Below are 22552 nucleotides of genomic sequence, written 5' to 3' on the forward strand. Positions count from 1 at the left end.
GCCCGGCTTACGCCACGACAGCCGAGCGCCAGGATGCGCCGCCAGCGTTAACCTTCGGCCCTCCTGGTAAACAAATCGTAAAGCAGGCCTGCGCAGAACCGAATTTGTTGCGTCCTGAGAAGGATTTGCGGCGAAATCGCGGCTTTTCTGACACCCCTTCCGGAGGGAACCGGCCGCGCCCGCTCAGTTCCGTAGCGCGCGCTCAGCGAGAGCGATTTGGCCGTGCAGGAAGTCGACGAAAGGGATCCCCTGTGCGTTCAAAGCCTTGGGATAGAGCGAAGCCTTGGTCAGCCCCGGCAACGTGTTGGTCTCCAGGAAAATCGGACCGTCTTTGCCGACGATGAAGTCGGAGCGCGAGTAGCCGCGGCACGACATCACCCGGTGCGCCCGCACGGCGAAATCCATGATCTCTGCCGCGACCTCAGGGGCGAACCGGCCGGGGCAAATCTCCTGGGTGGACTTGGCGAGATATTTCGCCGTGTAATCGAAGCCGCCGTCCGCCGGGACAATCTCGATCGGCGGCAGCGCGGACAGCGAGCCGTCTTCGGCCTCGAGCACGCCGCAGGTCGCCTCGATCCCTGCGACGAACGGCTCGATCAGATAGTCTTCGGTCTTGGACGCATTGCGGACCGCCACCAGGTCCTGCCTGGCGTTGATGAAGAACAGTCCGTAGCTCGAACCGTCGCGGGTCGGCTTGGCGATCAGCCTGCCATGCTCCTGGAGCGCCGCCTCGGCATCGGCGAGCGCGACCCCGGTCACCGTGCGGATGCCGGCGATCGCGGCGAAACGCTTGGCGGCGACCTTGTCGAACGCCAGATGCGACGCTGCCGCGCCCGAACCGGTGAACGGCACGCGGCGCAGTTCGCACATCGCCTGCAATTCGCCGTTCTCTGCGGCGCCGCCGTGCAGCCCGAGCACCAGCAACCGCTGCTCCGTTGCGGCGCGATCGAGCGCAGCTTCGAGCGGGCCGATCAGTCCGCCGGCCGGCACGAACGCTTCTTCAAACGGCCGCGCGTGCGCCAGCAGCGCCTGCGCCGAAACGGCATGGACGCTGTTGTCGTCGTTCCAGAACCACAGATCGGCGTCCGGCAGCGCATTGTGCAGCGCCTGCGCCGAAGCGACCGACACCAGACGCTCTTTGCTGGTGCCGCCGAACAAAATGGTGTGTCGCATGATCGATCCGCCGCGTGGTCCCTGCTGAAGTCGAAGACAAATGCTGCGTCCCGCGGGCCGGCGCGCGGCACCATTTTGCCGATTCGGACGATTCGGAGAAGCAGCCTTATGTCGGCGCGGCGGCGCGTCGCAGACAGGCCAGGCCCCAGATCAGCAGAACGATCAGCGCCGGCGTCACCAGGCCGATTACCTGCAGCGGCTCCCATACGCCGCCTTCGGTGGCGATCATGCCGAACCACATCACGCCCGCCCAGGCAACCAGCGCCGGCACGATGCCGACCCGCCCTGCTCGCCGCCACGCTTCGAGCTGCACCACGGCAACCAGCGGCGCTGCGAAGGCGACATAGTTCGGTTGCGACACCGACAGCATCACCGGCAACGCCGCAGCAAGGATCGCGCCGCCGATCAGCAGCGCTTCGGACGGCTGCGGCTGCGGGCCGTTGAGCCGCCAGAACCGGCCATGGCCGATCCACACCAACGCGATCAGAAACACTGCATCGAACCCGAGCTGCCCGGCGGTAGCGAAGCGCGGCAGCGTGTCGGTCGCCGGCAGGCCGCCGGCTGCGATCCGCGCCAGCATCGCACCGATGCTGAGCATGTCGTAGGAGGTGAAGGTGATCTCGTCGGCGATCTTCGGATTCGGCACGCCGGTCATGATGCCGCTGAGATGCTCGGTCCACATCGCGCTGTACAGCGTCACCACTTCGGACGGCCCCAGGCACAGCATCGGCACCACGAACAGGAACACCGCACTGAAGCCCGCCGTGGCGAGCACGGTACGGAAGTCGCCTCGCAGCACCGGGAAGATCAGCAGTGCCAGCGGGAAGAGCTTGATGGTGAAGCCGATCGCCAGCGCGCAGGCGGCCATGTAGATGCGGCCACGTACATACAGCACCAGGAACGCCACCATGGTCAGCAGCACCACCGCGCTCAGTTGTCCGCGCCCAAGGCCATCGCCGAAGAACGGCAGCAGGGCCAACAGCGGCCCGAGCCGCAACAACCACCAGCCGTTCCAACCGACCTGATCGAGCGGTTGCGGCGCGAAGCATTGCAGTCCCTTGGCCCACAAATTCAGTGCAGCGAGCATCGCCAGCGCACTGATGGCGTACCAAACGCCGACCGAAACCGGGAGCGACAGGGCCCAGTCCGGTTTGGAGAAGCCTTCGAGCGGATAGGCGAACAGCCCCATCAGCAGCGCGAAGGTCGGAGGATAGTGATAGGTCCAGCCGTGATGATCGGCGACCTGATACAACGGATAGCCGGTCCACACCGCCCAGCCGGCGCGGAAGAACACCTGAACGTCGCCGAATCCGTGCACCACGGAGCGCCGCACCACGATCGGAAGATAGACGCACAGCGACACCGCAACGACGGCGATCAGCAGGATTTCGTGCCAGCTCAGAGCCCGCCAGCGGGGCGCGAATTGCGATGGCAAGGCGGGATACTCCAACTTTGTCCAGGAAGGACGTGGCAGGCGCCTCGGGCGGAACCGTGACGGTTCACCTTCGATACGCGCAGAGCAGCCAAACCCCTCGCGCGCCGCCGTGGACGATAACGGCGAAAACCGCCATGTTCGGCCGAGATCGAACAAATTCAATTGGCCGTTCGACGATTCGCAGCGGTTATGTTTCGATCCGTTGCGGCGACATGAAGAGAAACAAATGATCCAGCCTTGGCTCGACCTCCCACCCTCAGGGACCTTCGCAACGCTGGCGTTGCTGTATTACGGCGTGGCGGCGCTGCTGATGGCGGTGGTATTCGCCTCGCCGCTGCGCGGACCGATCGCGAAATTTCAAGGCGTGGTCGCACCGTTCTTTTCGTCGGTGGCGGTGTTGTTCGGCCTGCTGACCGGCTTCCTCGGCTACGATGTGGCCGAACGGAATCGGCAGGCGACACGCGCGGTCCAGACCGAGGCCGGGGAACTGCAGAACGTCTATACGCTCAGCGTCGCGGCCGTATCCGACATGCGCAACATTCGTATCGCCCTGAAGGGCTATGCCGACTCGGTGCTGAAGAACGAATGGCCGACGGTGAATGGGATGGCCGCGCCGCCGACCAGCCTCGCCTACGACAAGATGCTCACCGAAATCAGCGCGCCGGCAATCACCCGCGATTCCGGTGCGGCCGTCCACGTCGCCCTGTTGAGTTCGGCGGTACGGGTCGGCACCGCACGCAACACCCGCATCAGCCTATCGACCGACCGTACCAGCGACCTGAAATGGATTTCGGTGCTGATCCTCGGTGTCGTTACCCAGGTTGCACTCGCGCTGGTGCATCTCGACAAGCCGCGCCCGATGGCCGCAGCACTGTCGGTATTCGCCACTGCAGCGATCGTGGCGCTCGGCCTGATCGCGTTGCAGGAGGATCCGTTCAGCGGCATCTTCCGGGTATCGCCGCTGCCGCTCGAGCACGTTTTGTCGTTACCGGATACGCCCGAGCTGCCGACCGGTCCGCCGCCGAAGTAACAAGCGGCTCAGCCCTGCGCAGGGCCGACGCCGATCCGCTTGATTTCCCATTGCAGCTCGATGCCGGACTGCGCCTTGACGCGGGCGCGAACGGTCTCGCCGAGCGTCTCGATGTCGGCGGCGGTGGCGTCGCCGACATTGATCAGGAAGTTACAGTGCATCTCCGAGACCTGCGCGCCTCCGACGCGCAAGCCGCGGCAGCCGGCAGCGTCGATCAATCGCCATGCACTGTGGCCGGGCGGATTCTTGAAGGTCGACCCGCCGGTCTTCTCGCGGATCGGCTGCGCCAATTCGCGATGCGCCTGCACCTCGTTCATCTTGGCGCGGATGTGGTCCGGCGTCGCGGGGGTGCCGCGCAGCCGCGCCGAGGTGAAGATCAGCGCAGGATCGGCGCCGCTGTGGCGATACGAGAACTGCATCGCGGCGTTGTCGAACAGTTTGCGCGCGCCGCTGCGGTCGTAGGCGGTTGCGTCGATCAGCACGTCTTTGGTCTCGCGGCCGTTGGCGCCGGCATTCATCCGCAGCGCGCCACCGATCGATCCGGGAATGCCGTAGTAGAACTCGAGGCCGCCGAGCTGCGCTGCGGCGGCGGTCTCGGCGACGCGCTTGTCGAGCGCGGCCGCACCGGCATGCACCACTTCGCCCTCGACACGGTGCTCGCCGAATCCGCGCGGCGACAGCCGGATCGCGACACCCGGCAGGCCGCCGTCGCGCACGATCAGATTGGAGCCGAGCCCGAGGCACAGCACCGGAATCTCGGCCGGCAGGCGCGACAGGAAGTAGCCGAGATCGTCCTCGTCGGCCGGCGTGAACAGCACCTGCGCCGGCCCACCGACACGAAACCAGGTAAGCGGCGCCAGCGGCTCGTTGCCGAGCAACCGGCCGCGCAACTCCGGCATCGCGGCTTTCAGCTCAGACGTGAGATCGGGAAAACTCATACGTTCACCGCCAAAGACGTGGGTACCCGGGACGAGCCCGGCCATGACGGGTTGAGAGGTGGTACTGCCGACCGCACAGCCAACAGTCCATGGCCGCCCTGCTCCCAGCCATCCGCGCCACGCAGCGCCACGACCATCAGCCCAGCGCCTTCAATTCGCCGGGCAGTGCGTAGGCCCATTGGGTGATGTTGCCGGCACCTAAGCAGACCACGTAGTCGCCGCTGTGCGCGAGGCCGGCGACGACACCGGCGAGCGAAGCGGAATCCTGCAGCGGATGCACTTCGCGGTGGCCGTGGGCGCGCAGGCCGAGCACGAAGTGATCGCGGTCGACGCCTTCGATCGGCGCCTCGCCGGCCGGATAGACATCGGCGACGATCACCGCATCCGCATCGTTGAAGCAGGTGCAGAACTCTTCGAACAGCGACTGCAGCCGGGTGTAGCGATGCGGCTGCACCACGGCGATCACCTTGCCGGAGGTCGATTGCCGCGCCGCCTTCAGCACTGCGGCGATCTCGACCGGGTGATGGCCGTAATCGTCGATGATGGTGACGCCGTTCCATTCGCCGGTCTTGGTGAAACGGCGGCGCACGCCGCCGAACGCCGCCAGCGCCTTGCGGATGGTGTCGTCGGAGAGCCCCAATTCGTGCGCCACGGCAATCGCCGCGGTGGCGTTGAGCGCGTTGTGCCGGCCAGGCATCGGCAGCATCAGATCGGCGATCTCGTGCGCGGTGCCAGCCTTGCGATCGCGGAACGCAACTTTGAAGCTCGAGCCGCCGCCCGACGGCGTCAGATCGAGCAGCCGCGCATCGGCCTGCGGGTTTTCGCCGTAAGTAATGATGCGGCGGTCTTCGATCTTGCCGACCAGCGTCTGCACCACCGGATGATCGATGCACATCACGGCGAAGCCGTAGAACGGCACGTTCTCGACGAAGTTGCGGAACGCGTCCTGCACCGCCTCGAAGGTCTTGAAGTGATCGAGATGTTCGGGGTCGACATTGGTGACGATCGCCACATCCGCCGGCAGCTTGAGGAAGGTGCCGTCGCTCTCGTCGGCCTCCACCACCATCCAGTCGCCGGCGCCGAGCCGCGCATTGGTGCCGTAGGCGTTGATGATGCCGCCATTGATGACGGTCGGATCGAGTTCGCCGGCATCGAGCAGCGCGGCGACCATCGAGGTCGTGGTGGTCTTGCCGTGGGTGCCGGCGATCGCAACGCAGCTCTTCAGCCGCATCAGCTCGGCCAGCATTTCGGCGCGCCGCACCACCGGGATGCGTTGGGCGCGCGCCGCCAGCAGTTCCGGGTTGTCGCGCTTGATCGCGGTCGACACCACCAGCACGTCGGCGCCCTTGATGTTGTCGGCCTGGTGGCCGACGTGAATCTGGATGCCCTTTTCGCGCAGCCGGTTGACGTTGGCGCTTTCGGATGCGTCGGAGCCCTGCACGGTGTAGCCGAGATTGCACAGCACCTCGGCGATGCCGCTCATGCCGATGCCGCCGATCCCGACGAAGTGGATGGGTCCGATATGACGCGGCAATCTCATGGGGAGGGTCTCTATCGTTGATGGTCGCGCCCCGGATTTGCCAGGGCATTCGCGATTCAGGGTCACTTCATGCAAGACGGGGATGGCCGGGACAAGTCCGGCAAATGCGCCGTTGCGACGTTTTCCTTGAGCGGAGCTAGGCCCGCGCGACCCGTCCGACCACGTCGGCGAGCCGTTCTGCGGCATCCAGACGGCCGATTTGGCGGGCAGAAGCGGCCATTTGGGCCAATTTGGCCGGATCGGCGGCCAGCGCGGCGATGTCGGCAGCCAGACGATCCGGAGTAAAATCCGGTTGAACGATACGGATCGCACCACCGGCTGCGGTCAGCACGCCGGCATTGGCGAACTGGTCCTGATCGAGCGCACCGGGCAGCGGCACCAGGATGCCTGGCCGGCCGATCGCCGCGAGTTCGGCGACGGTGCCGGCGCCGGAGCGCGACACCACGAGCTGGCTCGTCGCCAGCCGCTGCGGCAGATCGGTGAAGAACGGCGCCAGTTCGCAATTGAGCTTCAAGCGGTCATAGACCGCGCGAACGCGCCCCATGTCCTCGTCGCGGACCTGCTGGGTCAGCACCAGCCGGGCCAGCAGCGCCGGATCGAGCTTCTCCAGCGCCGGCGGCACGATGTCCGCCATCACCCGGGCGCCCTGGCTGCCACCGAATACCAGCACCCGCAGCGGCCCGCCGGCAGCCGGCGGATCGTAGGCGACGTTCGCGGCATCGGCGACCGCCGGCCGGATCGGGTTACCTGTATTGGTGATCTTCGCGGCCAGCGCCGGCCACGCAGTCTCGTGGCCGGGAAAGCCGGTGGCGATGGCGTCGACCCGCGGCGCGAGGAAGCGGTTGGCACGGCCCATCACCGCGTTCTGCTCGTGGATCAGCGTCGGCACTTTGCGCCAGGTCGCGGCGAGCAGCGGCGGCAGCGTCGGATAGCCGCCAAACCCGACCACCGCAGCTGGCTTCAGCCGCCCGATCAGGTTGAAGGCGAGCAGCGCGCCGGTCGCGAGTTTCAGACCGGTGCGTGCAAGCGCCCATGGGGTACGGCCGCGCACCGTCTCGCTCGGCACCACGTCGGTCATCTCGGCGCTGAACAGCCCGCTGTAGCGGGTGGCGCGATGGTCGGTGACCAGGCGGACGCGATAGCCGCGGCGGATCAGCACCACGCCGAGCGCTTCGGCCGGGAACAGATGGCCGCCGGTGCCGCCGGCGGCGAGCAGGATCAAAGGTGCGTCGGTCATGGCCTCACGCGTAGCTTCCCGCCGCCTCGATCGCATTGACCTCGGTCTTGGGCCGCTGCCGCGTCAGCGCCAGCATCATCCCGACGCCGTAAGCCAGCGACACCATCGACGAGCCGCCATAGGAGATGAACGGCAGCGTCATGCCCTTGGCGGGGATCAGTTGCAGGTTCACCGCCATATTGATCCCGGCCTGAATGCCGAACAGGATCGCCAGTCCCGACGCGGCGAAGCGCGAGAACAGATCCTCGCTGCGATAGGCCCGCGACAGCGTCCGCAGCACGATGAAGGCGAACAACGCCAGCAGCGCCAGACACAGCACGATGCCGAATTCTTCGCCGGCGACGGCGAACACGAAATCGGTATGGCTGTCCGGCAGGCTGCGTTTTGCGATGCCCTCGCCCGGCCCGAGGCCGAACCAGCCGCCATTGCTGAACGCCTCGCTCGCCATGTCGACCTGGAAGGTGTCGCCGGAGGCCGGATTCATGAACCGCTTGATACGGCCGGCGACGTGCGGTACCAGCAGATAGGCGGCGAACAAGCCGCCCGCCGCGGTGGCGCCAAGCCCGAATACCCAAATCACGCGCATCCCGGCGATGAAGAACAGCGAGCCCCAGACCATGGTGATCAGCATGGTCTGGCCGAAATCCGGCTCCATCACCAGCAGCGACACCAGCGTCAGCAGCAGCATCATCGCCATCGAGGTCGCCGGCATTTCCGGCCGCCGCGCCGCTTCGGAGAACAGCCACGCGGCGAGGATAACGAACGACGGCTTGGCGATTTCCGAGGCCTGAATGTTGATGCCGACAAGCGTGATCCAGCGCCGCGCGCCCTTCACTTCCGGCCCGATCAGGAGCGTGGCTACGATCAGCGCGACCGACAGCGCGAACACGACCAGCGCCGAGCGCCGGATCTGCCGCGGCGACAGGAACGACACCCCGATCAGCACCACGATCGACGGAAACAGGAACAGGACGTGCCGGTTGAAGAAGTGGAACGGATCGAGCCCGATCCTCGTCGCGACCGGCGGCGACGCCGCCAGCGACAGGATCACGCCGGCCAGCATCAGCGCGATCAGCGCCACCAGCAGCACGCGGTCGACGGTCCACCACCATTCGCTGAATGGGGTGCGTTGGTCACGGGAGATCATCGGCGATCCTGAGCAAAGAGATCGCCCATTGGTGCGCCCACGTGGTTGCTAGGGGGTTAATGCTTTGAGGCGGATTTGAGATGTGAACGGAAGAGTCTGTATCTCCGGGGCACAGCGGTCATCCCGCCATCGTCGTCATCCCCGCGAAGGCGGGCGATGACGGCGTCTGAGAGGCGGCGCAGTGCCCCCGGCCTCACACCGCCGCAACGCCATTCAGCGCCGTCACCAGCTCACGAAACCTGGTGCCACGGATCTCGAAATTGCGGAACTGGTCGAACGACGCGCAGGCCGGCGACAGCAACACCACCGGTTCGGCAAGGCCTGAAGCAGCGGCGTCGCGAGCCGCGGCCTGGACCGCATTCTCCAGCGTCCGGCTGATTTCGTAGGGCACCCGCCCCTCCAGCGTCGTCGAGAACTCGGCCGCCGCCTCGCCGATCAGATAGGCTTTGCGGATCCGCGGGAAGTATTCGGCGAGACTTTCGATGCCACCGGTCTTCGGCTTGCCGCCGGCGATCCAGAAGATGTCGCCGAACGACGACAGCGCCTTGGCAGCGGCATCCGCATTGGTCGCCTTGGAGTCGTTGACGAACAGCGTCGTCCCCTGCCGGCCGACCTGTTCCATCCGGTGAGCCAGACCCGGGAAGCTGCGCAGCCCTCGCTGCAGCACTTCGGGCGAAACGCCGAGCGCCAGCACCGCAGCCGCTGCGGCCGCCGCGTTCTGCGCGTTGTGCAGGCCGCGCAGCGAACCGATCCCGCCGAGCTTGGCGACTTCGCTGGAGGCGCCGCCGTCGATGCGGCGAATGGCGTCGAGATCGGCGGTGATCCCAGACTCGACCGGCCCCTGGACCGACATCCGCACCACCCGCTTGCCGGCACGTTCGATCCGGTCCGCGGCGGCGCGGCCGAACTCATCGTCGACGCCGACGATCGACGTACCGCCTTCTTGCACGCCGGCGACCAGCCGCTCCTTCACCGCAGCGTAGTGCTCGATGGTGCCGTGGCGGTCGATGTGATCCTCGGTGACGTTGAGCAGGATGCCGACGGTCGGGTCGAGCGAGGGCGTCAGGTCGATCTGGTACGACGACATCTCGATGACATGGACGCGGCCGTCCTTCGGCGGCTCCAGCGACAGAATCGCGGTGCCGATATTGCCGCCGAGCTGGGTGTCCCAGCCGGCCTCGCGCAGCAGATGCGCGATCAGCGCCGTGGTGGTCGACTTGCCGTTGGTGCCGGTGATGGCGACGAACGGCGCGTGCGGCGCGTGCGCCTTGCGCTCGCGGCAGAACAGCTCCACGTCGCCGATCACTTCGACGCCGGCCTCCTGCGCCTTCAGCACGGTCCAATGCGGCGCCGGATGCGTCAGCGGCACGCCGGGGGTGAGCACCAGCGCATCGAAATTGACCCACGACAGATTGCGCAGATCCGCGGTGACGAAGCCGGCCTGCGCCGCCTCGACCATGCGGTCGAGATTGTCGTCGCACGCAATCACTTCGGCGCCGCCGGCTTTGAGCGCATGACAGCTCGCCAGCCCAGACCCGCCGAGCCCGAACACCGCGACCGAGCGGCCTGCGAAAGTGGTGACGGGGATCATGCCGACGCTCCGACTACAAGGACGACCTCATCCTGAGGAGCGCGCGCCAGCGGGCGTCTCGAAGGATGATTGTTTGGCACATCCTTCGAGACGCGGCCCTGCGGGCCGCTCCTCAGGACGAGGTTGTGCCGATGGAATCGTATCAACAACGTCACCGCAACTTCAGCGTCGACAGGCCGGCGAGCGCCAGCATCACGGCGATGATCCAGAACCGGATCACGATCTGCGGCTCGGTCCAGCCCTTCTGTTCGAAGTGGTGGTGGATCGGCGCCATCTTGAACACGCGCTTGCCGGTGAGCTTGAACGAGGCGACCTGCACAATCACCGACACCGCTTCGAGCACGAACAGGCCGCCGATCACCGCGAGCACGATCTCGTGCTTCACCGCCACCGCGATCGAGCCGAGCATGCCGCCGAGCGCCAGCGAGCCGGTATCGCCCATGAAGATCGAGGCCGGCGGCGCGTTGAACCACAGGAATCCGAGCCCGGCGCCGAGCAGCGCGCCGCACAGCACCGACAGTTCGCCCGTGCCGGCGACGTAGTTGATCTGCAGATATTCGGCGAAAACCGCGTTGCCGGCCAGATACGAGATCAGCCCGAAGCTGGCGGCGGCGATCATCACCGGCACGATCGCGAGGCCGTCGAGGCCGTCGGTCAGGTTCACCGCATTGCCGGCGCCGACCACCACGAACGCGCCGAACGCCACGAACGCCCAGCCGAGATTGATCATCACTTCCTTGAAGAACGGGATCACCAGCGAACTCGACAACGGCGCACGGCCGAGCCACACCAGCGCGAAACAGGCCGCAGCGGCGATGGTGAATTCGATCAGCAGCCGGGTGCGGCCGGAGATGCCGGCATGGGTCTGCTTGGTGACTTTCATGTAGTCGTCGTAGAAGCCGACGAAGCCGAAGCCGAGCGTCACCGCCAGCACAATCCACACATAAGGATTGAGCGGATTGGCCCACAGCACGGTGCCGACCGTCAGCCCCGACAGGATCATCAGGCCGCCCATCGTCGGCGTGCCCTTCTTCGAAACCAGATGCGATTGCGGGCCGTCGGTGCGGATCGGCTGGCCCTTGCCCTGGCGCAGCCGCAGATTGTCGATGATCCAAGGCCCGAACATGAACACGAACAGCGCCCCGGTCACCATCGCGCCGCCGGTGCGGAAAGTGATGTAGCGGAAGACGTTGAACGCAGGAAACGAGCCGGAGAGGTCGATCAGCCAATAAAGCATTCAAGCCGCCTTACACCGCAGCGTCGTCGCGCGCGGCCTTGCCGGGGAAGCGCTTCTCGAGCGCGGTGACAATCGTTTTCATGCGGGATCCGAGCGAACCCTTCACCATCACGGCGTCGCCGGCTCTGAGCGCGGCGACGACCTGGGATTCGAGCCCGGCCGCGTCGCCTGCATAGCCCCCTCGTTTGCCGGAGGAAAGGGCGTCCCACAAATTGCGCATCAACGGTCCGCAGCAGAACACCAGGTCGATGCCGTGCGTGCGCACCGCCTCCACCAGCCCGCGATGCAGCTCCGGCCCGGTCGGGCCGAGTTCGAGCATGTCGCCGAGCACTGCGATCCGCCGCCCCTGCAGCCCGATCTCGGCGCGGCCGAGCACGCCGAGCGCAGCCGCCATCGACGCCGGATTGGCGTTGTAACTTTCGTCGATCAGCATCGCTTCGTCGGCGCCGATCCAAAGCGTCCTGCGCGCGCCACGGCCTGCGGCAGGCTGAACCTGCGACATCGCCAGCGCGGCGAGCGCGAGGTCGGCACCGGCCAGCTCCGCCGCAGCCAGCACCGCCAGGGAATTCATCGCCATGTGGCGGCCCGGCATGCCGACCTTGTAGGTGACGTCGTGGCCGACAATGCGGGCGTGCACCGCCGAGCAATCGGCATGCAGCGCGACGTCGAGCAGCCGCGCATCGGCGGACGGGTCAGCGCCGAAAGTGACGATGCGTCCGACATTGGCGCGTAGCGCGTTGGTGCTGAGCCGGTCGAACATCGGGTTGTCGCGATTGAGCACCGCGATGCCGCCGGGCTCCAATCCCAAGAAGATCTCCGATTTGGCATCGGCAATGCCCTCGATGCCGGAAAAGAATTCCAGATGCACCGGTTCGACCGTGGTGATGATGGCGATGTGCGGCCGTACCATCTTCACCAGAGGTTCGATCTCGCCGGCATGGTTCATGCCGATCTCGAACACCGCGTAGTCCACGCTCGCCGGACAGCGCGCCAGCGTCAGCGGCACACCCCAATGATTGTTGAACGACGCCACCGAGGCGTGGGTGAGGCCTTGCGCTCCGAGCACAGCGCGCAAGGCCTCCTTGGTGGAAGTCTTGCCGACCGAGCCGGTGACCGCGATGACTTTGGCGGTCAGGCGCGAGCGCGCCGCGATGCCGAGCCGGCGCAGACCCTCGAGCACGTCGTCGACGACCAAGAGCGGCGCGTCGGCGGCGAACTTGTCGCGCTGCGCCTTCTCGACCACCGCCAGCGCGGCCCCGGCATTGAGCGCCGCAGCGACGAAATCATGGCCATCGTGGACATCGCCTTTGATCGCGAAGTACGCATCCCCCGGCGCCAGCGTGCGGCTGTCGATCGAGATGCCGAACACATCGCGCGGCAGCGTTCCGCTACGCGTGGCGACCATCGCCTCCGCCATCGCGTCGGAGGTCCATAACGGGTCTGTGCTCATGCGGCGCTCGCTGACAACGCCGCGTGCGCGGCTTCGTGATCACTGAAATGCAGCACCGTGTCGCCCACGATCTGCCCAACCTCGTGTCCCTTGCCGGCAATCACCAGCGCGTCGCCGGGCTGCAATTCGCCGATCGCGGTGCGGATCGCCTCGGCGCGGTCGCCGATCTCGCGCGCCCCGGGCGCGGCAGCGAGGATCGCGGCGCGGATCGCGGCGGGATCTTCGCTGCGCGGATTGTCGTCGGTGACGATCACCGCATCGGCGTTCTCGGCGGCGATTGCGCCCATCAGCGGCCGCTTGCCGGTGTCGCGGTCACCGCCGGCGCCGAACACCACCACCAGCTGGCGCTTGGCATAAGGCCGCAGCGCCTGCAGCGTCTTGGCGAGCGCATCCGGCTTATGTGCGTAGTCGACGAACACCGGCGCGCCATTGCGGGCTCCGACCAAGTCGAGCCGGCCGGGCGCGCCTTCGAGATGTTCGAGCGCAGCAAAGCTCGCCGCCGCATCGCCGCCGGTGCCGATCACGAGGCCGGCCGACACCAGAGCGTTCTCGATCTGGAATTCGCCGACCAGCGGCAGCTTGATGCTGTAGCGCCGCCCCGCATGCTCGATCGTGAGCCGCTGCGCGAAGCCATCGACCACGGCGTCGATCAACTTGATCCCCGCGTCCGGATCACCGTTGCGGCCGATGGTGATCAGCCGCAGCCCGCGCTGACGCGCCGCTTCGATGACTTGCGCCGAACAGTCGTGATCGGCGGAGATCACCGCCGAGCCGCCGTCCTGCACCAGATTGCGGAACAGCCGCAGTTTGGCATTCAGATAGTGCGCGACGTCGGGGTGATAATCCATATGGTCGCGCGACAGATTGGTGAAGCCGCCGGCGGCGACGCGAACGCCGTCGAGGCGGAACTGATCGAGCCCGTGCGACGAGGCTTCCAGCGCCAGATGGGTGATGCCCTCGCCCGCGATCTCGTCGAGCGAGCGATGCAGCGCGATCGGGTCCGGCGTCGTCAGCGAGCCGTAGACGCTGCGCGTCGGCGTGACGAGACCGATCGTGCCGATGCTGGCGGAGGCATGGCCGAGCCGCTGCCAGATCTGCCGGGTGAAGGCCGCGACCGAGGTCTTGCCGCTGGTGCCGGTGACCGCGGCGATCACCTCGGGCTGGCGCGGGTAGAACCGCGCCGCGGCCAGCGCCAGCGCCAGGCGCGGATTGGCAAGCCGCACGAACGGCACCGCGAGGTCATCCTCGGGCCGATGGTCGCCTGCGATCGCCACCGCACCGGCCGCAACCGCCGCCGCGACAAAGCGTGCGCCGTCGGTCCTGGCGCCGGCGAGCGCGAAGAACAGGTCGCCCGGTTTCACCGCGCGGCTGTCGACGGCGATCCCGCCGATGGCGACGTCGGCCGCAGACGCGGCAATCTCGGCCTCGTCGCTGAAGAGATCGCGGAGCTTCATGGTCCTCGGGCGTCCGATTCGAGACAGATGTTCTCACGCCTGAGAGGCTTTTAGCGCAAGCGGGGCGCAGCGCAACTCGGCGGCCACGCGCCCCGCCCGGCCGAACCGGCGTTACTGACCGCCCCGCGATGCCGCAAGAATGAGGCGGTCCGGCGGCGGCAAATCGAACCGCGGCTCGATCCCGAGCAGCGGCGCGATTCGCTCGATCACCTTGCCGCCGGTCGGCACTGCGTTCCAGCCGGAGGTGATGAAACCGTGAGTCTCCGGCAGCGCCTTCGGCTCGTCCAGCATCACCAGCACCTGGTATTTCGGCTTGTCGGCCGGCAGGATGGCGGTGAACGAGTTCAGCACCTGCTTCTTGGCGTAGCGGCCGTTGATGACCTTCTCGGAGGTGCCGGTCTTGCCGCCAAGATAGTATCCCTTGGCGATCTGCTCGGCCTGACGCGCGGTACCGACCTCGGCGTTGAGCCGCATCAGGTAGCGGATCTTGTCGCTGGTGTCCGGCTTGATCACCCGCTTGGCCACCTTCATCGCCTCCTCGTGGGTGCGCTTCAGGAAGGTCGGCGGAATCAGATAGCCGCCGTTGACCATCGCGTTGATGCCCATCACCGCCTGCAACGGCGCCACCGCGATGCCGTGACCGAACGAGATGGTGATGGTGTTGAGTTCGCCCCAGCGCTTCGGCACCAGCGGCGAGGCGCTTTCCGGCAGCTCGGTGCGCAGCCGGTCGAGCTGGCCGATCTTCTTCAGGAACGCCTTGTGCGCCTCGACGCCCTGAGCCAGCGCGATCCGCGCCGCGCCGACGTTGGACGAATAGGTGAAGACTTCCGGCAGCGAGATGAAGCGTCCCATCCGGTGATCGTCGTGGATCTTGAACTTGCCGTATTGCAGCGGACCGCGCGCATCGTACATCGAGCTCAGCGTCGCCTTGCCGCTGTCCAGCGCCATCGCCAGCGTCAGCGTCTTGAAGGTCGAGCCCATCTCGTAGACGCCGGTGGTGAGCCGGTTGATGCGGTCGGGGTCGTTAGCCTCTTTCGGATTGTTCGGATCGAAGTCCGGCAGCGACACCATGGCGACGATCTCGCCGGTGTTGACGTCGGAGACCAGGCCGGACGCCGCCTTGGCGCTGAACTTCTCCTTGGCCTTCATCAGTTCGTCGCGCAGCGCATGCTCGACGCGGACGTCGAGCGCCAGCTCGATCGGCCGCTGCATCCGGTCGGATGCGAAGCCGGCGCGGTGCAGATCGGCGAGGCCATTGGTGTCGAGCCACTTCTCGATGCCGGCGATGCCCTGGTTGTCGATGTTGACCAGACCGATCAGGTGCGAAACCTCGGCAGCGTTCGGATAGACGCGCTTGTTCTCGCGCAGGAAGCCGATGCCGGGAATGCCCAGCTTCTTGATCTCGGCCTGCTGGCGCGGCGTGATTTCGCGCTTCAGCCAGACGAAGCCCTTCTTCGACGCCAGCCGCTCGCGGACCTCCTGAGTTTCGAGGTCGGGCAGCGTCGCGGTGAGCAGCTCCACCGCTTCGTCCTGGTCGATGATCCGGCGCGGCTCGCCGAACAGCGACGGCGTTTTCACGTCGGTGGCGAGGATCTGTCCGTTGCGATCGACGATGTCGGGCCGCGCGGTGGCGACCGCATCCTGAGACCCGCCGCGCCGCGAACCGTGGCCGTCCCCGACCACCGCGATCATCACCAGCTTGAACGCTATCACGCCGTACACCACCGCGAACGCGATCATCGCCAGCCCGACACGCGCCCGCGCCTTGGCGTCGCGATCGACCTCGCTGCCGTAAATCAGGCTGCGGATCAGGCGCTGACGCCATTTGATGTGGTGGCCGACGAGCGGCATCGTGGAATCTGTCACTGGGCGGGCTCCGGAGCCGGCAGAGAGCCGGTGACCATGTCGGGATCGATCTTTTCGATCATCGAGGCGATCGGATCGGGAGCGTTGGGATCGACGACGGCCGGCGGACGCTCGGGAAGGCTCTTCAACGCATCGAACTGACGCGCGGTCACCGGCTTCAGTTTGAGGTGGCGGGCAGCAAGGCCCTGCAGCCGGCCGGGCGAATCCAGCTTGGCCCATTCGGCGCGCAGCCGGGCAATCGCCTCGCGCTCCTTGCGCAGCTCGGCATGGAGCTGCAGCACCTTCTCGGTCCGCACGGTGGATTCCAGCTTGATACGGTACACATAGGCCGCAGCAAACACCAGCATGCCGATGACCAGCACATGCACGAGGCGCATCATCGGCCGGCCCTCATCACGCTGGCGAGCGTCGGCCATCCCGGCAGATCGCCGGTGGGGTGTGCCGGCGCTGCGGTGCGTTCGGCGCCGCGCAGCTTGGCCGAGCGCGCCCGCGGATTGGCCGCGACTTCGGCATCGCCGGCGACGATCGGCCGCTTGCCGAGCAGCGTAAAGCTCGGCGCCGCCTGCGCCAGCTCCGGCAGATGGCGCGAGCCGCCGCCGGTCTTGCTGCGCGCAGTGAGGAAGGTTTTGACGATGCGGTCTTCCAGCGAATGGAACGACACCACCGCCAGCCGGCCGCCCGGCTTCAGCGCGCGCTCGGCGGCGTCGAGCGCCTGATGTAGTTCGTCGAGCTCTTCGTTGACGAAGATCCGCAGGCCCTGAAACGTGCGGGTCGCCGGATGGATTTCACCGGGCTTGGCGCGCACCACTTTGGCGACGATGTCGGCGAGCGCCTTGGTGGTGGTGATCGGCGCCTCGCTACGCGCCGCCACGATGGCGCGGGCGATGTGGCGTGAATAGCGCTCTTCGCCGAAGATGTAGATGATGTTGGCGAGATCGGGTTCGGATGCGCGGGCGACGACATCGGCCGCGCTCGGCCCGTCCCGCCCCATCCGCATGTCGAGCGGCCCGTCGAACCGGAACGAGAAGCCGCGCTCGGCCTGGTCGAGCTGCATCGACGACACGCCGATGTCCATGACCACGCCATCGACGGTATCGGCGCCCTGCGCGGCGCAGATCTCGGCGAGATTGGAGAACCGGTCGTGCACCAGCGTCAGCCGGCCGCCGGCTTCAGCCACCAGATCGGCACCGCCGGCGATCGCAGTCGGATCGCGGTCGATCGCGATCACGCGGCTGCCGGGGGTCTGCAGGATCAGCCGCGTATAGCCGCCGGCCCCGAACGTGCCGTCGACATAGACGCCGCCGTCGCGCGGCGCGAGCAGTCCGACCGCTTCGGGCCCGAGCACCGGAATATGGCGTGCGCCGGAATGGCTCATGCGATGGCCCCGGCCGCGCTGAGGCCACGTCCGGTCCGCATCGCGCGAAAACCGGCCGAGCTGATCGTCGGCTTGCTGCAGGGCAATCGGCCCATCGTGCCTCGCCTCGTCCCAATCCACCGACAGAGCGCCGTGCCAGCCGGCCGAAGCGACCGACGAACTTGGCTCTCCGCAAGAAATCTGATGGATTTCCATCGGCTTATGGGGCGTCACAGGAGATATTGCCGGCAATTTGACACCGGCTGTTCACCGCTCAGTAACGGCGCTTACGCTTAAGAAACCGTTGACGGATGCCCGCTCATTCCGCGTCCGAAGAGACGGCGCTCGCTCCCTGCCCCTCGCTGCGCGGCAGGATGGGCGAAACCCGGCCTCGTCCACAGAAAATGGCAAAATCGTGAATACAGCGCGTTGCGGGGAAGCACAGGGACTCAGATAGTAAATCGAAAGTTGCAGCCGGCGCCGCTCCGCCTCCCGCCGCGGTCCTGCCAGTATTGAGTCGTCCGATGTTGTCAGGTTCGTTAGCGTCCGTTGGTCAGGAGTCGAAACGTCGACGCGCCCTCTTTTTGCCCAAGGGCATCGCGTCCATGCAGACCTTCACGCCCGACTCGTCGATGGTGTCCGACGTGCTGCCGTCGCCGAATTTCGGCGAGCGCAACAAGGCGCGCCGACCCGACATGATCGTGCTGCACTACACCGGCATGCCCGACGTCGAAGGCGCGCTGACCCGGCTGTGCAAGGCCGGCACCGAAGTCTCGGCGCACTACGTGGTGCTCGAAGACGGCCGCATCCTGCAATGCGTGCCGGAATCCAAGCGCGCCTGGCACGCCGGCGTCGCCTGTTGGGCCGGCGAGGAAGACATCAACTCCTGCTCGATCGGTATCGAGATCATCAACAGCGGCCACGACTGGGGCTATCCGGACTACCCGCTGCGCCAGATCGCGGCGGTGATCGCGCTGTGCCGCGGTATCATCCTGCGCCGCGACGTGCCCCCGCATCGCGTGGTCGGCCATTCCGACGTCGCACCGGCGCGCAAGAAGGATCCGGGTGAGAAATTCCCGTGGCGCTCGCTCGCCGCCTCCGGCGTCGGCCTGTGGGTCGAGCCGGCGCGGATCGTGCCGGGGCCGGCACTGCAGCAAGGCGCCGAGGGCGAGGAAGTGCGGCTGATGCAGCAGGCGCTCACCGATTACGGCTACCGCGTCCCGGTGAGCGGCAGCTACGACCGCGCCACGACCGACGTCGTTACCGCCTTCCAGCGTCACTTCCGACCGGAGAAGGTCGACGGCATCGCCGATGCATCGACACTGGCAACGCTGCACACGCTGCTCGACCGGCTCCCGGTCGCGGCCCGCGCGGTCGCTGCGCTGGGCTGACCGCTCTCCTCCGCCCCCGCCAACACATCGAGTTCGGCGAGCCTTCGGGCGAAGAACCGCCGCAGCGGCTCGAGCTGGGTCGCGGCTGAGGCGACGCGATACGCAATCCGCGCCTCGTCGCGGCGTCCGAGCCGGCGCAGCAGATCGGCGCGTACCGCCGGGAGCAGATCGAAGCTGCGCAGCCCGCCGCGGGCGCCGAGCGCGTCGATCAGGTCCAGCGCCCGCGCCGGGCCGTCGACCATCGCGATCGCCGCGGCGTGATTGAGTTCGATCACCGGCGACGGGCTGATCCGCAGCAGCACCTCGTACAGCCCGGCGATCTGCTTCCAGTCGGTGTCGTGATGGCTGGCGGCGCGGGCATGCAGCGCGGCGATTGCGGCCTGCACCGCATAGGGCTCCGGCCGGCCCGGCTCGCCCAGCACGGCCTCGACCAAAAGCAGTCCCTCGGCGATCTCGGCGCGATCCCACAGCGAGCGGTCCTGCTCCTCCAGCAGCACGATGTCGCCGCCGGCGGTGGCGCGCCCGGCGCGACGGGCGTGATGCAGCAGCATCAGCGCCAGCAGCCCGCGAATTTCGCGACGGCCCGGCATCAGCGCGTCGAGCAGCCGCGCCAGCCGGATCGCCTCGCCGGCGAGATCGTGCCGCATCAACTGCTCGCCGCAGGTCGCCAGATAGCCCTCGGTGAACATCGAATAGACCACCGCGAGCACGCCGCTCAGCCGCGGCGCGAGCTGGTCGCGCGCCGGCACCTCGTAGGGAATGCCGGCCAGCCGGATCTTCTGCTTGGCGCGCACCAGCCGCTGCGCCATCGCCTCCTCGCCGACCAGAAAGGCGCGCGCCACCTCCGCGGTCGACAGCCCGCATACCGTGCGCAGCGTCAGCGCCACCTGCACCTCCGGCGCGAACGAGGGATGGCAGCAGGTGAAGATCAGCCGCAGCATGTCGTCGTCGAGCGCCGAGGCGTCTGCGGTGTCGCCGTCGCGTTCGGCGTCGAGCAGCAGATGCTGCGTCAACAAATCCTGCTTGCCGCGGAATGCGACGCTGCGGCGGATGCGGTCGATCGCCTTGTGGCGACCGACCGACACCAGCCAGGCGCGCGGATTGCCGAGTGGCGGCTCGTGCCGCCAGCGCTGCAGCGCCTCTGCGAAGGCGTCCTGCAGCGCATCCTCGGCGAGATCGAAATCGCCGACCAGACGGATCAGCGTCGCCAGCGCGCGCCCCGCCTCGGTGCGGAACAGGATGTCGATCTCGGCCGGGGTCATCGTGGCGTCAACGGTGATCCAGCATCCAGATCGGCCGGACCTCGACCGAACCGTGGCGCGCCGACGGGATCCGCGCGGCGATCTCGAGCGCCGCGTCGAGATCCTTGGCCTCGATCAGATAATAGCCACCGAGCTGCTCGCGGGTCTCCGCGAACGGCCCGTCGGTGACCAGGGTCTTGCCGTCGCGCACCCGCACCGTGGTCGCGGTCGCCACCGGCCGCAGCCGGTCCCCGGCCTTGAACGCGCCGCTCTCGACGATGCCGCGGGTGAAGACCTCGTATTCCTTCATCATCTCGCCGTTGATCCGGGTCTCGAGCTTCTCCGCCTCCGCCTCGTTCTCGTAGATCATCAACAGGTACTGCATATCCGTCGTCTCCTGGTTGCCGGCGTCATCCGCCGGCATCTGGTCGAACGAGCCGCGCCCGGAACGACAGCGCCACGTTAAAATATTTCCGACCCGGCGCACGAGACGTTTCGCGCTTGACGATCGCGGCCCGAGCCCGCATGGCTTGCCGCGTCAGTCGGCCGGACGGCCGCTCCGGCAAGTGCCGAAAGGCCGCCGGGGAGGAAAGTCCGGGCTCCATCGACATACGGTGCCGGATAACGTCCGGCGGGGGCGACCCCAGGGAAAGTGCCACAGAGAACGAACCGCCTCGCCTTTCGGGGCGCGGTAAGGGTGAAAAGGTGCGGTAAGAGCGCACCGCGTCGCCGGCAACGGGGACGGCATGGTAAACCCCACCGGGAGCAAAACCGAATAGGGACGGCATCGCGGATAGTTCGCTCCTCGGGGCGATAACTCCGCAGGGTGATGTCAAACCCGCCGTCCGGGTAGGTTGCTCGAGGCGCTGTGCAAACAGCGTCCCAGAGGAATGGCCGTCGCGCACCGCCTCCGCAAGGAAGCGGTGCCCTCCAGAACCCGGCTTACAGGCCGGCTGATACTTATAAGTGAAGGGCTCGGCGTGATGCGCCGGGCCCTTCACCACGCCAAAAGCCGAACTCACGCGAACACTAGACGATTGATTTAAGAATCATGATCGATCTTGCACTATTTATCATTGAACATTTAAGCCTCGCCGGCCTCACAATCGTGCTCGGCTTAATCTTGGATTATGTCAGTACGCCCACGCTCAAGAGGCAAGCTGTTGACTGGCTCAAGAAAGGGACCCTATCCATTCCTCTTCAAGAAATTCTATCCATTTTTCTTTCTGGCTTTCTATTTCGGATATTGGGGAAGGAGCTTTTCAGCATCCGCTTCTTTGTGCGATCCAGCGCACTATCTTGCCTATTCTTCCTCGTTATCGTCGCACTTCAGTTCTCTTTCCAACGCGAACCATTGAAGCAATTCTCAAACCTCGGCCCTAGCCTATATTTAAGCTGCTTAGCGTTTACAGTCCTCCTCGCAACGAATTTTGTTATCGACTACATCTCCAATGTGCAGACGATTGTCTTCCTGAGAATGGCCTCCTACAAAGGACGCCCTATCGAAAGCATCGTGGCATTCTACTCCGACGTCCTGGTAACCTTGGCGATATTCACCTTCTTGTTCCCTGCAGCAATTCTGTTGTGCGCAGAAATACTTCTAGCTTCCAATACTAAGGTAAAGTTTGCACTGGTAGAAACTTCACCAAAATTCACTCAACTTATTGAGGGCATCGTCCCAAAGCCCATCCACGGGACCTTTAGCGCCGACTTAAACTTGCATGCTGTATCGTTCAAGCCGCTCAAGGACGAGGGAACTAAAGATGACGACATCGAGGCGAAAGGACAGATCTACGTTTACGCAAAGGATCCAGAAGCCGCCATTTCGGTTGCCTCTCAGCAAATAGTTCGCATCAACAAATCCGCAAGAATACTGAACGAAACACCGTCCAGAATTGAAATTGAAGCAGAAGCCCCAACTCCGAGACTAACTATCGGACTCTTCAAAGCTCTCTATTACGAAAGCTATCGACGTTCGAACATCACGCGAGATGGATTTCTAGATATAGTATCTCTAGAACCAACAAGCCTCTCCGCAGACTCAATCACAAATCAAGCACTGAAGCAGATTGTCGACGGAGTAATGGTTTCGGCCCGATGCATTGACGGCACATGGAAGGAGATTGAAAACCGAAGCAAAAACTTTGAGGTGCCGTGCGAATCTTCAGGGGTGGTTCTGGACAATACAGTTGAAGGACATCTCTTCACGCTGATGCGCACCGCATCTTCAGACGCAATTTTCCCGATTACGCCATTTTTCATGACATCATTCACGGCGTGCGCTTTGTACTACGGCGCTATCTTGATGAGTTTCCTTGGCATCGTCATACTCCGAAGCGCATCCAAACTCTCTAAGTCGCAATACTTAGATTTCGAGAATAAGCCCTTCACAATTCTTGGAATGGCTGTATTTCCATTTCTGCTAATAGTTATTGCCTTGACGCAGCAATTTTTACTGTAGCATCCCC

18 protein-coding genes and 1 other RNA gene are annotated in these 22552 nt (G+C 65.7%); 4 read left to right on the top strand and 15 right to left on the bottom strand.

Annotated elements, in window-relative coordinates; genetic code table 11:
- Positions 1-183 precede the first annotated feature (183 nt).
- Both DY468_RS07225 and DY468_RS07230 read right to left on the bottom strand, forming a co-directional pair.
- The gene (locus DY468_RS07225) at positions 184-1173 is read right to left on the bottom strand and encodes a D-alanine--D-alanine ligase family protein (protein WP_164603755.1); all 990 of its coding nucleotides are present in this window, start codon (positions 1171-1173) and stop codon (positions 184-186) included.
- A gap of 106 nt (positions 1174-1279) precedes the next feature.
- On the bottom strand, positions 1280-2608 hold the full coding sequence (locus tag DY468_RS07230; protein ID WP_164603757.1) for a glycosyltransferase family 87 protein: 1329 nt from the start codon (positions 2606-2608) through the stop codon (positions 1280-1282).
- Between the two features lie 226 nt (positions 2609-2834).
- Between DY468_RS07230 and DY468_RS07235 the strand changes: the two genes are divergently transcribed.
- Positions 2835-3638 (top strand): bestrophin-like domain, encoded by an 804-nt coding sequence (locus DY468_RS07235; protein ID WP_164603759.1) that lies wholly within the window; start codon positions 2835-2837, stop codon positions 3636-3638.
- An 8-nt stretch (positions 3639-3646) separates the two neighbouring features.
- Here the strand turns inward: DY468_RS07235 and murB are convergent, their stop codons facing one another.
- From murB to rsmH, 11 genes are all read right to left on the bottom strand, one after another.
- A complete protein-coding gene (gene murB, locus DY468_RS07240; protein WP_164603761.1) occupies positions 3647-4576 on the bottom strand; it encodes a UDP-N-acetylmuramate dehydrogenase in 930 nt (309 codons plus the stop codon).
- Between the two features lie 136 nt (positions 4577-4712).
- Positions 4713-6116, bottom strand: a complete 1404-nt coding sequence (murC, locus tag DY468_RS07245; protein WP_164603762.1) for a UDP-N-acetylmuramate--L-alanine ligase — start codon at positions 6114-6116, stop codon at positions 4713-4715.
- A 136-nt stretch (positions 6117-6252) separates the two neighbouring features.
- Positions 6253-7353: an undecaprenyldiphospho-muramoylpentapeptide beta-N-acetylglucosaminyltransferase gene (gene murG, locus DY468_RS07250; RefSeq protein ID WP_164603764.1), complete on the bottom strand. Its 1101-nt coding sequence runs from the start codon at positions 7351-7353 to the stop codon at positions 6253-6255.
- A gap of 4 nt (positions 7354-7357) precedes the next feature.
- Entirely contained in the window at positions 7358-8500 is a 1143-nt protein-coding gene (ftsW, locus tag DY468_RS07255; protein WP_164603766.1) for a putative lipid II flippase FtsW, read from the bottom strand.
- Positions 8501-8693: 193 nt separating this feature from the next.
- Positions 8694-10091 (bottom strand): UDP-N-acetylmuramoyl-L-alanine--D-glutamate ligase, encoded by a 1398-nt coding sequence (gene murD / locus DY468_RS07260; RefSeq protein ID WP_164603768.1) that lies wholly within the window; start codon positions 10089-10091, stop codon positions 8694-8696.
- Between the two features lie 151 nt (positions 10092-10242).
- Positions 10243-11328 (bottom strand): phospho-N-acetylmuramoyl-pentapeptide-transferase, encoded by a 1086-nt coding sequence (gene mraY, locus DY468_RS07265; RefSeq protein WP_164603770.1) that lies wholly within the window; start codon positions 11326-11328, stop codon positions 10243-10245.
- 10 nt (positions 11329-11338) lie between these two features.
- A complete protein-coding gene (locus tag DY468_RS07270) occupies positions 11339-12778 on the bottom strand; it encodes a UDP-N-acetylmuramoylalanyl-D-glutamyl-2,6-diaminopimelate--D-alanyl-D-alanine ligase (RefSeq protein WP_164603771.1) in 1440 nt (479 codons plus the stop codon).
- Positions 12775-14232 (bottom strand): UDP-N-acetylmuramoyl-L-alanyl-D-glutamate--2,6-diaminopimelate ligase, encoded by a 1458-nt coding sequence (locus tag DY468_RS07275; RefSeq protein ID WP_164603772.1) that lies wholly within the window; start codon positions 14230-14232, stop codon positions 12775-12777. The genes DY468_RS07270 and DY468_RS07275 overlap by 4 nt, the downstream gene beginning before the upstream one ends.
- A 111-nt stretch (positions 14233-14343) precedes the next feature.
- Complete coding sequence (locus DY468_RS07280) at positions 14344-16083, bottom strand: peptidoglycan D,D-transpeptidase FtsI family protein (RefSeq protein WP_164603826.1); 1740 nt, start codon at positions 16081-16083, stop codon at positions 14344-14346.
- Between the two features lie 11 nt (positions 16084-16094).
- Complete coding sequence (ftsL, locus tag DY468_RS07285; protein WP_205512117.1) at positions 16095-16475, bottom strand: cell division protein FtsL; 381 nt, start codon at positions 16473-16475, stop codon at positions 16095-16097.
- Positions 16475-17473, bottom strand: coding sequence for a 16S rRNA (cytosine(1402)-N(4))-methyltransferase RsmH (rsmH, locus tag DY468_RS07290; RefSeq protein WP_164603774.1), 999 nt, complete (start codon positions 17471-17473; stop codon positions 16475-16477). The genes ftsL and rsmH overlap by 1 nt, the downstream gene beginning before the upstream one ends.
- 503 nt (positions 17474-17976) lie before the next feature.
- Here rsmH and DY468_RS07295 point away from each other — a divergent pair.
- On the top strand, positions 17977-18843 hold the full coding sequence (locus DY468_RS07295) for an N-acetylmuramoyl-L-alanine amidase (protein ID WP_164603775.1): 867 nt from the start codon (positions 17977-17979) through the stop codon (positions 18841-18843).
- Here the strand turns inward: DY468_RS07295 and DY468_RS07300 are convergent.
- Positions 18729-20105, bottom strand: a complete 1377-nt coding sequence (locus DY468_RS07300; protein WP_164603776.1) for an RNA polymerase sigma factor — start codon at positions 20103-20105, stop codon at positions 18729-18731. The two genes, DY468_RS07295 and DY468_RS07300, sit on opposite strands and share 115 nt — an antisense overlap.
- A 7-nt stretch (positions 20106-20112) precedes the next feature.
- Complete coding sequence (locus DY468_RS07305) at positions 20113-20469, bottom strand: YciI family protein (RefSeq protein ID WP_164603778.1); 357 nt, start codon at positions 20467-20469, stop codon at positions 20113-20115.
- Between the two features lie 153 nt (positions 20470-20622).
- Here DY468_RS07305 and rnpB point away from each other — a divergent pair.
- Both rnpB and DY468_RS07315 read left to right on the top strand, forming a co-directional pair.
- Positions 20623-21045, top strand: an RNA gene (rnpB, locus tag DY468_RS07310) — RNase P RNA component class A.
- Positions 21046-21135: 90 nt separating this feature from the next.
- Positions 21136-22545, top strand: a complete 1410-nt coding sequence (locus tag DY468_RS07315; protein ID WP_164603780.1) for a hypothetical protein — start codon at positions 21136-21138, stop codon at positions 22543-22545.
- The last annotated feature ends 7 nt before the right edge of the window (positions 22546-22552 follow it).

The organism is Rhodopseudomonas sp. BR0M22 (assembly GCF_010907035.1).
Taxonomy (GTDB): domain Bacteria; phylum Pseudomonadota; class Alphaproteobacteria; order Rhizobiales; family Xanthobacteraceae; genus Rhodopseudomonas.

Coding starts and splice junctions, on each gene's coding strand:
- DY468_RS07225 (WP_164603755.1), bottom strand. CDS start 1,173: ATGCGACACACCATTTTGTTCGGCGGCACCAGCAAAGAGCGTCTGGTG.
- DY468_RS07235 (WP_164603759.1), top strand. CDS start 2,835: ATGATCCAGCCTTGGCTCGACCTCCCACCCTCAGGGACCTTCGCAACG.
- murB (WP_164603761.1), bottom strand. CDS start 4,576: ATGAGTTTTCCCGATCTCACGTCTGAGCTGAAAGCCGCGATGCCGGAG.
- murC (WP_164603762.1), bottom strand. CDS start 6,116: ATGAGATTGCCGCGTCATATCGGACCCATCCACTTCGTCGGGATCGGC.
- murG (WP_164603764.1), bottom strand. CDS start 7,353: ATGACCGACGCACCTTTGATCCTGCTCGCCGCCGGCGGCACCGGCGGC.
- ftsW (WP_164603766.1), bottom strand. CDS start 8,500: ATGATCTCCCGTGACCAACGCACCCCATTCAGCGAATGGTGGTGGACC.
- murD (WP_164603768.1), bottom strand. CDS start 10,091: ATGATCCCCGTCACCACTTTCGCAGGCCGCTCGGTCGCGGTGTTCGGG.
- mraY (WP_164603770.1), bottom strand. CDS start 11,328: ATGCTTTATTGGCTGATCGACCTCTCCGGCTCGTTTCCTGCGTTCAAC.
- DY468_RS07270 (WP_164603771.1), bottom strand. CDS start 12,778: ATGAGCACAGACCCGTTATGGACCTCCGACGCGATGGCGGAGGCGATG.
- DY468_RS07275 (WP_164603772.1), bottom strand. CDS start 14,232: ATGAAGCTCCGCGATCTCTTCAGCGACGAGGCCGAGATTGCCGCGTCT.
- DY468_RS07280 (WP_164603826.1), bottom strand. CDS start 16,083: ATGCCGCTCGTCGGCCACCACATCAAATGGCGTCAGCGCCTGATCCGC.
- ftsL (WP_205512117.1), bottom strand. CDS start 16,475: ATGCGCCTCGTGCATGTGCTGGTCATCGGCATGCTGGTGTTTGCTGCG.
- rsmH (WP_164603774.1), bottom strand. CDS start 17,473: ATGAGCCATTCCGGCGCACGCCATATTCCGGTGCTCGGGCCCGAAGCG.
- DY468_RS07295 (WP_164603775.1), top strand. CDS start 17,977: ATGTTGTCAGGTTCGTTAGCGTCCGTTGGTCAGGAGTCGAAACGTCGA.
- DY468_RS07300 (WP_164603776.1), bottom strand. CDS start 20,105: ATGACCCCGGCCGAGATCGACATCCTGTTCCGCACCGAGGCGGGGCGC.
- DY468_RS07305 (WP_164603778.1), bottom strand. CDS start 20,469: ATGCAGTACCTGTTGATGATCTACGAGAACGAGGCGGAGGCGGAGAAG.
- DY468_RS07315 (WP_164603780.1), top strand. CDS start 21,136: ATGATCGATCTTGCACTATTTATCATTGAACATTTAAGCCTCGCCGGC.